The organism is Corynebacterium faecale (assembly GCF_030408735.1).
Lineage (GTDB): Bacteria > Actinomycetota > Actinomycetes > Mycobacteriales > Mycobacteriaceae > Corynebacterium > Corynebacterium faecale.
This window is the reverse complement of the sequence record NZ_CP047204.1, coordinates 2287249-2302561: the sequence shown is the minus strand read 5'-3', so window position 1 is coordinate 2302561 and position 15313 is coordinate 2287249. Positions and strand designations below refer to the sequence as shown.

At 60.0% G+C, this 15313-nt stretch carries 13 protein-coding genes; 7 read left to right on the top strand and 6 right to left on the bottom strand.

What is annotated here, in order from left to right; genetic code table 11:
- Window positions 1–407 precede the first annotated feature (407 nt).
- The 6 genes from CFAEC_RS10455 to benA all read right to left on the bottom strand — a co-directional run bounded on the left by CFAEC_RS10455 (window position 408) and on the right by benA (window position 9295).
- Window positions 408–1796 carry an MFS transporter gene (locus CFAEC_RS10455; RefSeq protein ID WP_290276646.1) on the bottom strand — a complete coding sequence of 463 codons (1389 nt, stop codon included), beginning with the start codon at window positions 1794–1796 and terminating at the stop codon, window positions 408–410.
- 334 nt (window positions 1797–2130) lie between these two features.
- Window positions 2131–4818: a helix-turn-helix transcriptional regulator gene (locus CFAEC_RS10450; RefSeq protein ID WP_353960109.1), complete on the bottom strand. Its 2688-nt coding sequence runs from the start codon at window positions 4816–4818 to the stop codon at window positions 2131–2133.
- A 10-nt stretch (window positions 4819–4828) separates the two neighbouring features.
- The gene (locus tag CFAEC_RS10445; protein WP_290276643.1) at window positions 4829–5659 is read right to left on the bottom strand and encodes a 1,6-dihydroxycyclohexa-2,4-diene-1-carboxylate dehydrogenase; all 831 of its coding nucleotides are present in this window, start codon (window positions 5657–5659) and stop codon (window positions 4829–4831) included.
- Entirely contained in the window at window positions 5656–7221 is a 1566-nt protein-coding gene (gene benC / locus CFAEC_RS10440; protein ID WP_290276642.1) for a benzoate 1,2-dioxygenase electron transfer component BenC, read from the bottom strand. Before benC ends, CFAEC_RS10445 begins: the two co-directional genes overlap by 4 nt.
- A 10-nt stretch (window positions 7222–7231) precedes the next feature.
- Entirely contained in the window at window positions 7232–7738 is a 507-nt protein-coding gene (gene benB / locus CFAEC_RS10435; RefSeq protein ID WP_290276639.1) for a benzoate 1,2-dioxygenase small subunit, read from the bottom strand.
- A gap of 60 nt (window positions 7739–7798) precedes the next feature.
- Window positions 7799–9295 (bottom strand): benzoate 1,2-dioxygenase large subunit, encoded by a 1497-nt coding sequence (benA, locus tag CFAEC_RS10430; RefSeq protein WP_290276637.1) that lies wholly within the window; start codon window positions 9293–9295, stop codon window positions 7799–7801.
- A gap of 484 nt (window positions 9296–9779) precedes the next feature.
- Here benA and catA point away from each other — a divergent pair, with 484 nt between their 5' ends.
- The 7 genes from catA (at window position 9780) to pcaC (ending at window position 15296) form a co-directional block, all read left to right on the top strand.
- Entirely contained in the window at window positions 9780–10640 is an 861-nt protein-coding gene (gene catA / locus CFAEC_RS10425; RefSeq protein ID WP_290276635.1) for a catechol 1,2-dioxygenase, read from the top strand.
- A gap of 76 nt (window positions 10641–10716) precedes the next feature.
- The gene (locus tag CFAEC_RS10420; protein ID WP_290276633.1) at window positions 10717–11838 is read left to right on the top strand and encodes a muconate/chloromuconate family cycloisomerase; all 1122 of its coding nucleotides are present in this window, start codon (window positions 10717–10719) and stop codon (window positions 11836–11838) included.
- 9 nt (window positions 11839–11847) lie between these two features.
- Window positions 11848–12141 carry a muconolactone Delta-isomerase gene (gene catC, locus CFAEC_RS10415; RefSeq protein WP_290276632.1) on the top strand — a complete coding sequence of 98 codons (294 nt, stop codon included), beginning with the start codon at window positions 11848–11850 and terminating at the stop codon, window positions 12139–12141.
- A gap of 250 nt (window positions 12142–12391) precedes the next feature.
- The gene (pcaH, locus tag CFAEC_RS10410) at window positions 12392–13084 is read left to right on the top strand and encodes a protocatechuate 3,4-dioxygenase subunit beta (protein ID WP_290276630.1); all 693 of its coding nucleotides are present in this window, start codon (window positions 12392–12394) and stop codon (window positions 13082–13084) included.
- A 52-nt stretch (window positions 13085–13136) separates the two neighbouring features.
- Complete coding sequence (gene pcaG / locus CFAEC_RS10405; protein ID WP_290276628.1) at window positions 13137–13751, top strand: protocatechuate 3,4-dioxygenase subunit alpha; 615 nt, start codon at window positions 13137–13139, stop codon at window positions 13749–13751.
- Between the two features lie 34 nt (window positions 13752–13785).
- Entirely contained in the window at window positions 13786–14901 is a 1116-nt protein-coding gene (gene pcaB / locus CFAEC_RS10400) for a 3-carboxy-cis,cis-muconate cycloisomerase (protein ID WP_290276626.1), read from the top strand.
- Window positions 14898–15296, top strand: a complete 399-nt coding sequence (gene pcaC / locus CFAEC_RS10395) for a 4-carboxymuconolactone decarboxylase (protein WP_290276624.1) — start codon at window positions 14898–14900, stop codon at window positions 15294–15296. The genes pcaB and pcaC overlap by 4 nt, the downstream gene beginning before the upstream one ends.
- Window positions 15297–15313: the final 17 nt, after the last annotated feature.

The window sequence follows — 15313 nt, the reverse complement described above, 5'->3', positions numbered from 1 at the left end:
ATAAGGCCCTCATCAATTTGATGAGGGCCTTATTTGTTTGTCATCCAACTATCCCCAGGACACGGCTTAAGCACAAAGCGTCGTCCGATGAGACTGAGCTCCATCGCCGGATAACGCGAGGGATTGCAGCAGAGGATGATGCAATGCGGTGTCTTCATCTATTCGTCAATCCAAGGCCGAATTAACAGATCCAGACTTGTTCAGGGAGAACTAAAGGAGCAGGCTCGTAGCGGCACAGCAGGCAACAAGCTCGTGTCACCGTGGAAGAGAAGAAGACCGTTGGCAGCGTATTGCTGCCAACGGTCTAATGTCTTCTCACAGATCACCGTGATGCTTGTACTTTCATCTGCTCAGGATTCTCCAGTTTCAGGTGAACCTGGCGGAGGTGGATCGAACAGATCTTCTTCTTAGACGCGTGCTGGTGTCGGTTCGACGGTGATAGCCACGCTGGTCTCTGCCGGGGAGCGGGGGATCAGGCCGGTGCAGATGGCACCGATGACTGCAGCGCCAGCGAAGATGAAGAATGCGTAGGTTGGACCGAAGCCTGCACCGATGATGACACCACCGATGACGGGGCCGAAGATACCACCCAGGCGACCGAAGCCTGCACACCATGCGACACCTGCTGCTCGGCAGGCGGTGCCGAAGTAGTTGGAGGTCAGGCCGTAGGTGAGGACCTGGGTTCCCAGGACACCGATGCCAGCCAGGGCGATGGCGGTGTACATGAGTGGCCAGGAGGAGATGAACGGCAGTGATGCGAGGCAGATGGCGGCGAGGAAGAACGTGGAGGTGATGATGGTCTTGGCACCGATGCGATCAGCGAACCAGGATGCGATCAGACCGCCGAAGACTGCGCCACCGTTGAGGAACAGCAGTGAGTAGAGCGAATCGTGGGAGCTGGCTCCGTTGGACTCCATGATCTTAGGCAGCCAGGTGTTGAGACCATAGGTGGACAGCAGTCCGATGAAGCTCATTGCTCCGATCAGCAGGGTGCCGGGCAGGTAGGCGCGGGAGAAGATACCGGCGAAACCGGTGCGTTCCGGGGCTACAACTGTGTTGGTACGGGCAGCGCTGGTGGTCGGGACAGACACTGGAGCTTCTGCTGGAACGAAGTCCGCGGCGGGGAGATCGTAGCGGTCACAGAGGGCGAGGGCTTCCTTGCGGTGACCACGGCTGGCCAGCCAACGTGGTGACTCGGGGAGTGCGAAGTAGGCCAGTGGCAGCAGGAAGAGGATCGGGGTTGCACCGATGAAGAACAGTCCGCGCCAGCCGATCTGATCCTCCAGGAGGAGTGCCAGGAGCGAAGCCATGACTCCACCGGCAGGAACACCCGAGTACACGATGGCGTTGAAGAGGTTTCGGCGGTTTCGTGGAGCGAACTCCGCGATGACTGCTCCGCCTGTGGCCACGATCATGCCCACACCGAGGCCGGTGAGGAAGCGCAGGAAACCGAACATGGCGATGGAGTTGGCCATTGCGGTGAGAGCCATGCCGATGGAGAACCAGGCGATGGCGGTGAGCATTACCTTGCGACGGCCCAGTTTATCGCCGATAGCGCCGGCCGTAAGGGCTCCGATCATGACACCGATCATGGCGTAGGAACCGAGGGTTCCTGCCACCGCAGGGCTTAGCGCGCCGATATGTGATGGGTCATCCAAAAGGGTGGAGAGGACTGCGCCGTAGATGACGAGGTCGTAGCCATCGAAAAGGATCGCGATACCGACGATGCCGAGGACTGAATACACGGTGCGTCGATGCTTGGGGCTTTTCCAAACATCAGGGGAAGTGGTGGCCATGACGCCCTCCTAGGTGCTGTGAGATACAAGTTCATCACCAGTGATCGGTGATCTGATTCACAAGTCAATCCTGCGCAAACAATGTTTGAAACTAGGGAACACCCTAGTCCTTTCTAGGGGGTCATTGTGCGATGGCATCGGTGCTGATAGAACACCCATGCCGTGACAACTCGTATGTCACAACAGGGTCTCATCTAACGAATGAAGGGAAAATTCCCACGAATGAGAGGCGGTGTGGCTTGATTGGGTTGCACAGAGATGGCCGCATCACACAACAGAAAACCAGCGGCACCGCGGGGAGAAGGCCTTCTCACCTCATGCGTTTAAGAAGAACCTAATTCGAATCGTGGTACTTCTTCAATGCCTCACCCAGATCCATGCGGGTTCGTATATGGAGCTTCCTGTACACGCGGGTGAGGTGGTACTCCACCGTCTTGGGGGAGAGGAAGAGCTCATGGGCGACTTCACGGTTGGAATTGCCATCAGCGACCAACAGGGCGATCTCATACTCCTGGGGGGTGAGGCCACCGGCCTTTCCGGAACGGGGACCGAGACCACCCACGCGGCGTTCACGATTGGCCATGGACACCAGGGCTGTCGCACCCATCTCCTGAAACATCGACGATGCGCGGGCAAAGATCTCATCAGCGCGTCGCCGTTGTCCCTGGCGCCGGAGAGCCTGACCGTATTCGAAGAGGATCCGGGATCGGTAGAACGGTAGGGTGAGCCCATCGAGCATGTCCAGGGCCTCATCGAAACGGGCCAGGCCTTTACTGACGTCACCGTGGTGGATCATGAGCATGGCTTCCGGCACCGCGATCTTGGCCTTGATCGACATGATGCTGGTGTCCCGGTAGCTGTCCAGAGTGGATTCCACCAGCGCGGTGGCCTTGTCGATTTCACCCAGGCGGATGAGGTTGGTGGCATGGATGTCTTCCCAGGGCCAGAAACCTGGCTGGCCGACATTCTGAGCTGCGGCGATCTTCTCCAGGGTGTTGCCGGCGAGTTTGGCGGCAGCCATCTCATTTCGTCGAGAATAGACCCACATGCGACACATCGCTGAGGGAATGGACTGGACCACGAAGGAATCCTGATCTGAGGTCAGTCTGCTGAGATAGTGACGGGCCAGATCCATGTTGCCCTTGGCTGTGGCCACGGTGGCTCCGGTCCACAGAAGCAGAGGTTCAAGAAACCTGATGCCGAACTGTTCTGCGCGGGCCAGCCCGATCTCCACCGTGCGCATGGCGGAGTCCCATTCACCCAGGATGAGTTGGGAACGGGCGAGCCATGCATCCTGCCAGAGGCTGATGCGCTCAGATCCGCTGATGAAGGTGCGCCTCTCAAGTTTCTGGCGGGCAGTGATCGGATCATCATGGATCAGGTTCAACCATCCCATCGCCATGTGTCGACGCTGGGCGTGGAGGGTGGTCTCTCCTGAGATCGGTTCGTCCTCGGGGAGGGTGCCGTCCAGGATGGAGCGCCCGATGAGGGAAATGGCCTGGGCCTCGACCTTTTCGCCGGCATCCTCATCGGACCAGGCGATGGCACGATCAGCCCAGAGAAGAAGTTCCTCCGGCTCCCAGTCCAGGAGATTGAGCAGAACCTTGCGGGCAGCCAGGCGTGGTCCATGGACCGGATCGATGGGATCCTGCGCCAGGATCGCCTGGGCGGTGCGGTCGAGTAGGCTCCTGGCCTCTGACTGCCTGCCCTCATGGATGGCCAGGTATCCCAGCATGGAGTCCTGCTGGATACCGTGCTCACCCAGGTCCAGGGTGGCTGCCCGAATGCGTGCCTGGGGAAGATCAGATGCGGAGATCAGTGAATCGATCGATTCCAGCATGTACTGATCCGCCTCATCTGAATGGGCGGTACGGTTTGCAGCGAGGGACAACGCGTGGGCTGATTCCATCCACCGGCCACTGCGGCCGAGGTCATAACCGCGCATGGCCAGTGCTTTCACTGCCGAGTTGTTTGGTTCTGTGGCGGCGAACGCCTCGTGTTGGAGAGCCTGATCAACCTGGTCGAAGGACCGGTAGTAGGCAGCCACCTTGAGGTGGAGATCGGTGAGAATCTTCAAGGGGGTCCGGGATTGGATGACGGCGCGATCCGTGGGCAGAACCAGATCAAGGGTCGGGGGGCCATCCGTGGGCAGGATCGTGAGTAGGTCGTGCCGCACCGCCTCATCACAGGTGGTGCCATCCGGATCGTCGGCAAGCATCTTGATCAGGTCAATCGGACCGCCGCCGGGGAGCACCGAGGTGGCCAGCAGGACAGGCCACAGGCCTGTTCCATCAATGCGACGTGAGAGACTACTCCACCAACTCTCCGGAATCGGGACGTTGGGGTTGGTTTGTTTCCAGTGGTCAGGGGAGACGGCGTGGAGTACTTCCTGGACGCGTCCGAAGATACCACCGGTGATTCTCTGGATATCGGTGGCGGTGGAGGCAGTGATGCGGCCACGGACCATGGTGAGGGCGATCTGGCGGATCTCCTCGATACTCATGGGCGGGAGCACGTAGGTGACGTCGGCGAGATCACGGAGGTTGAGGGGCACTCCGGAGGTGTTGAGGTTTTCGCCTTCCAATCCAATGAGGATGAGGACAAACCTTCCAGACACCATGCGGCGAGTGAATTCAATGAGTTTGTGCAGTGAATCAATGTCAGCCCAGTGGGCGTCATCGATGAGAACAACCGTTGACGCCCCTTGTCGGTCAATCACACCACGAATGGAATTGGAGGACGAGGCCCCTAGTTTTTGACCGATATGGGTGAGCAGTGAGCGCTCTGCGTCCTGTAACCAGGACAGAGCAGAAACCTTGACCATCGACCAGCCCGGCAGCATGTCGATGAGGCTGTTGGCGAACTCAGATTTGCCCGCACCGTGTTTTCCCCCGATGTAGAACATCCTCCCCTCGCATTCAGGAAGCGTGAGAATGTTAGATGACATCTGCTGCAGAATAATTGAACTCCGCGGCAGAAAAGTCTGTGAGGATGACGGGGTGAACGGTACGGACGAAACCATGAGGTCGATCCTATCCTTGGTCGCCTCCGCCCACGGGCAATACTGTGCCTGTGATGTAGGAAGCTTCCTCGGATGCGAGGAAACAGATCGGTGCGGCCTGTTCCTCAAGGGTGGCGTAACGACGCATGTGGCTGGAGTTGATCGTCTGATCAACGATCGCCTGGTACCACTCCTGTTCCTGATCACCTTCCGGACCCGGTCCGCGTTGGACCTTCCGCTCAGGCGCCAGGGTGCCACCCGGAGCGGTGGCGACCACACGCACATTATGTTGGGCTGCCTCGTGGGCGAGTGCGGACACGAGGCCGTTCACACCACCCTTGGCTGCTGCATATGGCACACGGTTCACGCCACCGGTGGCAACTGATGAGACGTTCACAATCGTGCCGCCGCCATTCTTGATCAGGCAGGGCAAGGTTGCGCGGCACATCCACAGGGTGGGGAACAGGCTCCGCTGGATCTCCTTGGTGATTTCCTCCTCGGAGTACTCTTCAAACGGCTTCGCCCAGATCGTGCCCCCGACATTGTTGATCACAATGTCGAGGTTATTGAACTTGGTCCTGGCGAAGTTGATTGATTCAAGAGCCCCTTCGTAGGTCTCCAGATCCGCAGTGACAGAATCAACCGTGCCTTTTCCCACACCCCGCAGCTGTTCAGCTACCTCATGGACCAACTCAGAGCGGTCAACCAGCACGAGGTTGCCGTCTTCGTAGGCGATGCGGTGGGCAACGGCCAGGCCGATGCCCTGAGCGGCACCGGTGACGATGATGCTCTGTCCGAAGAACCGCTCATGGGTGATGTGGCTGGGAGCACCGGAGATACCCTGTCCTACAGGTGCACTCATGCCGTCTCAGCCTTCTTCATGGTTTCGATGCCATGCTGGGCGTGCGCACGGATGAGGTCGCGGGCGCGGTCCACATCCTTCGCAGCCACGGCATCAACCAGTTCCAGGTGCTCGGTGGCAATATTCGGGTCGATCCATTCCGCACCGGGGAGAGCCTTCTTCATTTCAGCAACCACGGTGAGGCTCTGGTACGCACCCAGCAACGCGGCGTTATCAGCGCGGCGGAACAGGAACTCATGGAAGTCGGCGTTGGCCTCGGTGAATTTCACGGCATCGATGATGCGTTCTCCGTCGATGAAGGAGTTCGCGGTTTCTGCCAGGTTGCGGAAACGCTCGATGTCGCGGTCGCCGAGCTTGCGGATCGCCAGCTCCAGTGCACCCAGCTCCAGTGCCATGCGTGCTTCAAGCTGTGATGTCGACGCTGGGTGGGATGCGTGGATCTCGCCGGTGGACATGCCAGGGGTGGAAATCTCCACGACTGAACGTGCCTCGCCGTCACGGGCATCGTCGATGGTCTCGGTGGTGACCTCAACCTCGGTTTTGCCCGGGGTGCCCGCTGCGGAGGTGAACTTCTCGTAGTAGAAGTCCAGTGGCGGGTTCTCCAGGGTGCCGAAGTACTGGCGTACGGCCTCCACCATCGGTGGGGGACCACAGAGATAGACGTCGGTGTCCTCGTCTGGCTCGTATTCGTCCGTCAGGTGTGCCGGGACGAAGCCCTTGCGCGCATGGTCGGATTCCTTATCGGAAATGACCGTGATGTAGTCGAAGTCAGCGATTTTTTCCTTGAAGGAATCCAGTCGCTCAAGCTCCACCAGGTCATGGTCGAAAGTGGCACCGTAGACCATGCGGATTGGGACGTCGAGAAGCTCATCGATGGCCAGCTTCTCCAGGATGGCCAGGATCGGGGCCAACCCGGTGCCACCTGCCAGCAGCAGGATCGGGCGGACGGGCTCGCGCAGGAAGAAAGAGCCCATCGGTCCGGTCAGTTCCAGCTTATCGCCGACGGCGGCGCGCTCATCCAGGTAGGAGGTCATGAGACCGCCCGGGGTGTTCTTGATGAGGAAGCTGACCTGATCGTCGGCGATGCTCGAGGAGAAGGAATAGGAACGGGTCTGTTCCGTCCCTGGGACCAGAATATTCATGTACTGGCCAGGCAGGAACGCGAGATCGCTTCGGTTCTCCAGCTTGATGGTGATGCCGAAGGTGGAGTCGGAGAGGCGGTCCAGTTTGACCAGTTCTCCGCTGAATGTAGCGGCGCCGGTCTTGGCCAGAACGGAGGTGGTCGCGATCTGCAGGATCAGATCGGACTTCGGGAACATCTGGCAGGGGAGGCAGTAACCCTCATCGGCCTCGTCCTCGGAGAGGGCGTCGTCGATGTAGTCACCCTCTTCATAATCGCCGGATTCGCAGAATGCCTTGCAGGTTCCGCAGGCACCGTCGCGGCAGTCAAAGGGGATGTTGATGCGGGCCTGGTAGGCGGCATCAGCAACGGTCTGCTCGTCTTCACATTCGATGAAGCGGGTGATTCCATCTTCGAAAGCCAGTGCAACTTGGTGGGACATTTTTTGGCTCCTAGATGTGATAGATATCGATGACGTGGTGAATGTAGTCGTTCTGCAGAACGACCTTCTTCTTCACAATCTTCATTGCTTCCGCGCTGGTATCGATGGTGAGAAAGGTGTTTCCGTAGTACATATCGGTGTGGTTGTAACGGAAGTAGTTGGTGATCCAGTTGAAGCGGATGTCTACTTCACCGTCGCGCTGTTCGAGGACCTCCACGTTGGAGATGTTGTGAACGGTGCGTGGCTCCGGCAGGGAGGTCGCAGAGGAACGCTCAGTGCGGATGCGGAACACGCGGTCTTCGAGGCCACCACGGTTCGGGTAGTAGATCAGGGAAATTTCGGACTGTGGATCTTCGGTGAGTTCACCGTTGTCATCCCAGGCTGGCATCCAGAATTCCGCGTCTTCGCGGTAGCACTGGATCCAGTCTTCGAAGCGGCGGTCATCGAGCAGACGGGCTTCGTAGTAGAGGAAATCTTCAATATCGCTGCGGGTGACCTGGGCTGCAGTGGTGGTCATGGGTTTCTCCAATGAAAGTGTCGGAATGAGGGAGGAGGATGACAGGAAGCGTGGAGGCTATTAGCCGCGTGAGCGGCGACGACGGCGTGGCTGATCCGAGGAGCTGGACTTCGCCGCGGCCTTGGCTGCCTCGCGTGCCTCAGCGGCTGCGCGGGTGACCTCAGCGGTGGCGGAGTCGTCGCTGGTTTCCTTTTCCTGGATGCTCTGGGTCTTAACGGCCTTCTGCATGAGCTCGTGCCAGTAGGTGTGCTGGATTGGGTAAAGTCCCTCATCCTCAGTGCGTGCGCCGGAGGAGAGAACCTCGTTCATGCCGAGGCCCTTGGCTACATCGTTTGGTCCCTCGATCTGGTGGCCGAGTCCACGGGTCATGTCGTTCCATGGGAAACCGGTGGCCAGGTAGGTCTTCTGGCAGGAGCGGAACTCCTCCAGGTCATCCGGGGTGGCCATGCCGGTGGCGTTGAAGAAGTCCTCGTACTGACGGATGCGGTTCGCGCGTGCCTCTGGTGCTTCGCCCTTGGGAGCGATGCAGTAGATGGTCACCTCGGTCTTATCCACCGAGATTGGGCGGATGTGGCGGATCTGTGAGGAGAACTGGTCCATGAGGTAGACGTTCGGGTACAGGCACAGGTTGCGGGAAGCGCCAACCATGAACTCGCCCTTCTCCTCACCGAACTTCTCCTTGAACTCTTCGCGACGGTCGTAGAGTGGGCGATCCTCTGGGTTGCCCCACCACATCCACAGCAGCATGTGTCCGTGTGGGTAGGAGAAGTAGCCGCCGCCCTGCTTGCCCCAGGTGCCGGCATCCATGGCCTTGGTCTCGTTGGCGGATTCGCCGGTGCCACGGCGGGAGGTGGTGGCTGCGTAGTTCCAGTGGGTGGAGGAGACGTGGTAGCCGTCTGCACCGTTCTCGGTCTGCAGCTTCCAGTTGCCATCGTAGGTGTAGGTGGAAGATCCGCGGACAACCTCGAGGCCGTCTGGGGACTGGTCAACCAGCATGTCGATCACGGTGCGGGTGTCGCCGAGGTGCTCTTCCAGGGAAACCACGTCTGGGTTGAGGGAGCCGAAAAGGAAACCGCGGTAGGACTCGAACTTGGGCACGCGACGCAGGTCGTGGGAGCCCTCCTTGTTGAAGTTCTCCGGATACGCGCCTTCTTTTTCATCCTTGACCTTGAGCAGTGCACCATCGTTGGAGAAGGTCCAGCCGTGGAATGGGCAGGTCAGGGTGGTGCGGTTATCGGTCTTGCGGCGGCAGAGCATAGCACCACGGTGGGAGCAGGCGTTGATGAGGCAGTTGAGCTTGCCGTCCTTGGAGCGGGTGATCATGATCGGCTGGCGGCCGATGTAGGTGGTGAAGTAGTCACCTGGGTTGGGGATCTGTGACTCATGTGCCAGGTAGATCCAGTTGCCCTCGAAGATGTGGCGCATCTCCAGATCGAAGATCTCAGGATCGGTGAAGATGTTGCGGTTAACCCGGACAATGCCCTCCTCGGGGCGATCCTCGAGTGCGCGGTCCAACGTGTATTGGACGCTGTCAAGGTTGAGGATAGGGGTGGACATGTTGTACCTCCAAGGGCTTGTTCGAGATATGGATTGCCAACCGGTGTCATGTTCCGCGTAGCAGTGAACGCGGTAGGTGACGGTGTCGAGCTGAAAATAGTTCTTCGGTGGCCTGATACTCAAGCATGCCCTAACGATGATGTGAATCACACTAGGGAAGTTCCTAGGGTTACCTCTGGGGGTTGCGTTCTCTGGGCGAACATTTTGGCTACCAGGCGAACATTGACCAGCACATATGCGAACATTGGTGGCGGTGACGTGCGATAAGTGTCATTTAAGGCCCGGGGGCAGGTGTTGACTCAGGCGATGAATGGGGCCACAGTATGGGTATCCAGTTAAGCGAATCACATGACGGGTCACAGTGTCAGTGAATTTCGGAAGCTGACTGGTATCAGCCACCAGGTGTCTGGGGTTAGCAGCGGTCCAGTCCCCGCCGCCCCCTAATTAGCACCCCCGCCCTGCCCCCACTTTGAGGAGTATCGAAATGACTTCAGTCGAGAATCAGACAGCCGAGGCAACTGCCCACGACTCAGGCAACAAGGCCACTGACAAGTTCAAGGCCAACCGCGTTTCCTCGGACACCTCCAAGGAGCGCGCCAACGCGATCTACACCGACCTGCTCGCCGCAATCGCTGAGGTTGCTCACAAGCACCAGGTCACCTACGAAGAGTACGCAGTGCTCAAGCAGTGGATGATCGACGTGGGCGAGTACGGCGAGTGGCCACTGTGGCTCGACGTTTTCGTTGAGCACGAGATCGAGGAAATCAACTACAACCGCCACGATTACACCGGCACCAAGGGTTCCATCGAAGGCCCTTACTACGTTGAGAACTCCCCGAAGCTTCCTTGGAACGGCGAAATGCCGATGCGCGACCAGGACAAGGCCTGCACCCCACTGTTCTTCGGTGGACAGGTCACCGACCTCGACGGCAACGGTCTTGCCGGCGCCGAGATCGAGCTGTGGCACGCTGATGAGGAGGGCTTCTACGCCCAGTTCGCGCCAGGAATCCCTGAGTGGAACCTGCGTGGCACCATCGTCACCGATGAGGAGGGTCGCTACAACATCAAGACCCTGCAGCCTGCTCCTTACATGATTCCTCACGACGGCCCAACCGGCTGGTTCGTTGAGTCCTACGGTGGACACCCATGGCGTCCAGCCCACCTCCACCTGCGCGTTTCCCACCCGGGCTACCGCACCATCACCACCCAGCTGTACTTTGAGGGTGGAGACTATGTTGACAATGACGTTGCAACCGCTGTGAAGCCAGAGCTCGTTCTGCACCCAGAGGCGAAGGAAGACGGCAACCACGTCCACTACCCATTCGTTCTGGACAAGGAAGACTAGAACTCTCCCCTCCGTTCCCTGAAGTCCCGATCACCGTTTTTAGGTGTCGGGACTTTAGCCAATTGAAAGAGATTTTATGGCTGATCTGACAATTAACCGCGTAGAGACCCGCATCCTCGATGTTCCCCTCATCCGTCCGCACGGCTTCGCCACCACTACGTCCACTGTTCAGCACATCCTGCTGGTCGGTGTCCACCTGGACAACGCTGTGGTCGGATACGGCGAGGGCGTTGTCCCCGGCGGCCCCTGGTGGGGCGGCGAGTCCGTTGAGACCATGAAGGCGCTTGTCGACGGCTACCTCGCCCCCGTACTCGTCGGCCGCGAGGTCTCCGAACTGGCTGGCATCATGGCTGACCTGGAGCGCGTCGTTGCCCGCGCCCGGTATGCCAAGGCTGCCGTGGATGTGGCAATGCATGATGCCTGGGCACGTGCCCTCGGTGTGTCCGTGCGTGACCTGCTGGGCGGCACCGTCCGCACCTCCCTCGACTGCACCTGGGCGCTCGGCGTCCTGCCTCTTGATGTTGCAGTCGCTGAGATCGAGGAGCGCATCGAAACCTGGGGCAACCGCTCCTTCAAGCTCAAGATGGGCGCCGGTGAGCCAGCCGAAGACACCCGTCGCGTGGCGGAACTGGCACGTGAGGTCGGCGACCGCGTCTCCTTGCGCATTGATATCAATGCCCGCTGGGATCGCCTCACCGCACTGCGTTACCTGCCTGAGCTTGCCGACGCCGGCATCGAGCTCTTCGAGCAGCCCACCCCGGCCGATGACCTGGAAACTCTGCGCGAGATCACCCGCCGCACCAACGTCTCCGTCATGGCTGATGAATCTGTCTGGACCCCGGCCGAGGCACTTGCCGTGGTGAAGTCCCAGGCAGCTGATGTCATCGCACTGAAGACCACCAAGCACGGCGGCCTGTTGGAATCCAAGAAGATCGCCGCCATCGCCGAGGCCGGCGGACTGGCCTGCCACGGCGCCACCAGCCTGGAGGGCCCGGTCGGTACCGCAGCATCCCTGCAGTTCGCCGCCTCCACCAAGGCAGTGTCCTATGGCACCGAGCTGTTCGGTCCGCAGCTGCTCAAGGACACCTACGTGGTCCAGGATATTGAGTACCGCGATGGTCAGGTCATCGTCCCTGAAGGCCCCGGCCTGGGCGTTGAGCTGGACATGGACAAAGTCAACTTCTACACCCGCAACTAAGGAGCTTCAATGCTGTTTCACGCCCGTATGGACGTACACTTCCCGGAATCGATGACCCCGGAGGTCATGGCTGATTTCCAGGTTAAGGAGAAGGCCTATTCCGGTGACCTTCAGTCACGCGGAATCATGAAGGCCATCTGGCGTGTGGTGGGCGAGTACGCCAACTACTCCATCTTCGAGGTGGATGATCACGATGAGCTGCAGGCGATCCTCAGCGGATTCCCTATGTTCAAGTACATGGACGTCAAGATCACCCCGCTGGCAAAGCACCCGAACGCTCTGGAGTATTACCTGAAGGGTTAAACCCCGGCAGAGCTGTCCAGATATGACAGGGGGTCACACCGGCACGATCCGGTGTGGCCCTCTTTCGCATTGTTGGAGCGGGAATCCCTTATCCACACCCCTGGTTAACCCCTGGGTACTGGCAAAGCTGCAGGTGACATTGCGATAGGAAGCCACCAGGATGTTCGGTAAGCGAACCACTTGTCTGAAAGGTTTCCACCCCCTACTTTGAGATCTATATCACTGGACTAGAAAGGCCCTACTCAATCCAATGGAGATCCCACACTTCGCACCGACGGCAGGGCAGTATTCACCCCTCCACTTCCCTGAGTACCGCACCACAGTCAAGCGCAACCCCAGCAACGATCTCATCATGATCCCAAACCGTCTGGGTGAGAGCACCGGCCCGGTCTTCGGCGACCGGGACCTCGGCGGCATTGACAATGACATGACCCAGGTCAACGGCGGCGAGGCCATAGGCCAGCGCATCTTCGTCCACGGACGGGTGCTCGGATTCGATGGCAAGCCGGTTCCCCACACGCTGGTGGAGGCGTGGCAGGCCAATGCCGCCGGACGTTACCGCCACAAGAATGATTCCTGGCCGGCACCCCTGGACCCGCACTTCAACGGAGTGGCCCGCACGCTGACCGACAAGGACGGCAACTACAGCTTCTACACCGTCATGCCGGGTAACTACCCATGGGGTAACCACCACAATGCCTGGCGGCCAGCCCACATCCACTTCTCTCTCTACGGGCGTCAGTTCACCGAGCGTCTGGTCACCCAGATGTACTTCCCCAACGATCCACTGTTCTTCCAGGATCCGATCTACAACGCCGTGCCCAAGGGTGCCCGCGAGCGCATGATCGCAGCTTTTGACTATGACGAGACCCGCGAGAACTTCGCACTGGGATACAAGTTCGACATCGTCCTGCGTGGTCGCAACGCCACCCCCTTCGAATAACCACACGCTTGCTTTAGCCACAACCCCGAGAGAAGAAACAGGAATCATCGCAATGATTGATACAGGGAAGAACGGCGAGTTCCGTTATGAGCAGTCCACCCTTGTTGACCAGGATGATGCCGAATTCGGCATCACCCCCTCCCAGACCGTCGGCCCCTATGTCCACATTGGTCTCACACTGGAGAACTCCCACCACATGGTGGACCCCGGCACCGATGGTGCCATCGAGCTGGAACTGACCGCCACGGACGGTGACGGCGCCCCCATCGCGGATGCCATGTTTGAGATCTGGCAGTCCGATGCCGAGGGTGTGCACAACTCCGATCTGGATCCATCCCGCTCCACCCCGGCCACCGCCGATGGGTTCCGTGGCCTTGGACGTGGCATGGTGGATGAAAACGGTACGGCCACCTTCACCACCCTCACCCCGGGAGCCTTCAATGATGAAGCGGCCCACTTCAAGATCGGTGTTTTCGCCCGCGGCATGCTGGAGCGACTCTACACCCGCGCCTACCTGCCGGAATCAGACCTGGAGACCGATCCGGTTCTGAACGCAGTGCCCGAAGAGCGCCGCCAGCTTCTCATCGCCACCAAGACCGAGAAGGGCTACCGTTTTGATATCACGGTCCAGTCCGACACCGGGGAAACCCCGTTCTTCGGCCTCTGAGCCGATACCACCCACCCTCCGAACAAAGAAGACGATGACCCGCTCCCTCTACTCTGACCTCGCCGGCGAATCACCCGCCCACCGTCATCTCTCCGATGAGGACTTCCTCCGGGGTCTGCTCACCGTGGAATCAGCGCTGTCCACCGCGGCGGCCCACGCCGGCGCCATCTCTGAGGCCGACGCTGCCACGGCCAGGGAGACCATCCAGGGCTATCACCTGGATGTAGAGGAGATCTCCCGACAGTCAGCAGACGGCGCCAATCCGACCATCCCGGTGGTCACGGCACTCAAGGCCATCGATCCCACTGGTATCCACCCCGGTGCCACCAGCCAGGACATCATTGATACCTCCCTGATGCTCTGTCTCCGCGACGCCACCGGCGAGATCATCACCACGCTGAGGGACCTCGCCGGACTCCTCGCGGAGCTGACCCGCACCCACCGTGACACCCCGATGATGGCGCACACCCTGGGCCAGCAAGCCGTGCCCACCACCTTCGGTTGCATCACGGCGGGCTGGCTCCAGGCGATCATGCGGTCACAGCAGGCACTATCTGGGCTGCAGTTCGAGGTCTCCTACGGCGGCGCCGCAGGCACCATGACCGCCACCCACCCGCACGGGTTCGCCATCCAGGATGCCCTCGCAACCGAGCTCGGTCTGCACAACTCCGGACTCATCTGGCACAGTGACCGCATCCCGGTCACCACCATCGCCGCAGCTCTGGCCACTGCAGCAGGGGCGGTCCGCAAGATCGCCGGCGACATCATCTTCCTCTCCGCATCGGAGATCCTGGAGCTGCGCGAAGCACAACCGGGCGGCAGCTCCGCCATGCCCCACAAGGCCAACCCGGCCGCGGCGATCGCCTGCGACGGTTATGCCCGCCGCGTCCCCGGCCTCCTATCGACGCTTTTCGACGCCCTGGACTGCCGTCTCCAACGCGGTACCGGCAGCTGGCACGCCGAATGGCAGACCATCCGCGAACTCGCGGCGGCCACCGCCTCGGCAATCAGCAGATGCCACCGCAGCCTTGATGGCATCGTGGTGGATACCCACCGCATGGGCACCCACCTCAGTGGTACCGATGTGGGACATGCCCCCGGGATCGCCGACCGCGTGCTCGAACTCTATGAAAGGAACAACCCCCGATGAGCCTGTATGACGACGGCCGTGAAGCCGCCTATGACACCGGAATGACAAACCGCCGCGCGGTTCTGGGCGACGCCCATGTGGATGCAGCCCTGGAGAAGCAGACCGATGTAACCAAGCCCTTCCAGGACTTCATCACCCGCACGGCCTGGGGGGATGTGTGGGAGCGCGATGGACTGGACCATACCCAGAGGCGTCTGCTCACCATCGCCATTCTCACCGCGGTGGGTAATCATGGGGAGCTGGACATGCACATCCGTGCCGCCCTGCGCGCCGGGGTGGAGTCAGAGATCATCGGCGAAACCCTGCTGCACACCGCGATCTATGCGGGTGTACCCAACTCCAACCATGGTTTCCAACTGCTTAATACCGCGGTGAAAGAACTCAGCGGTAACTAGAGGGGTTCAGGCGTGGC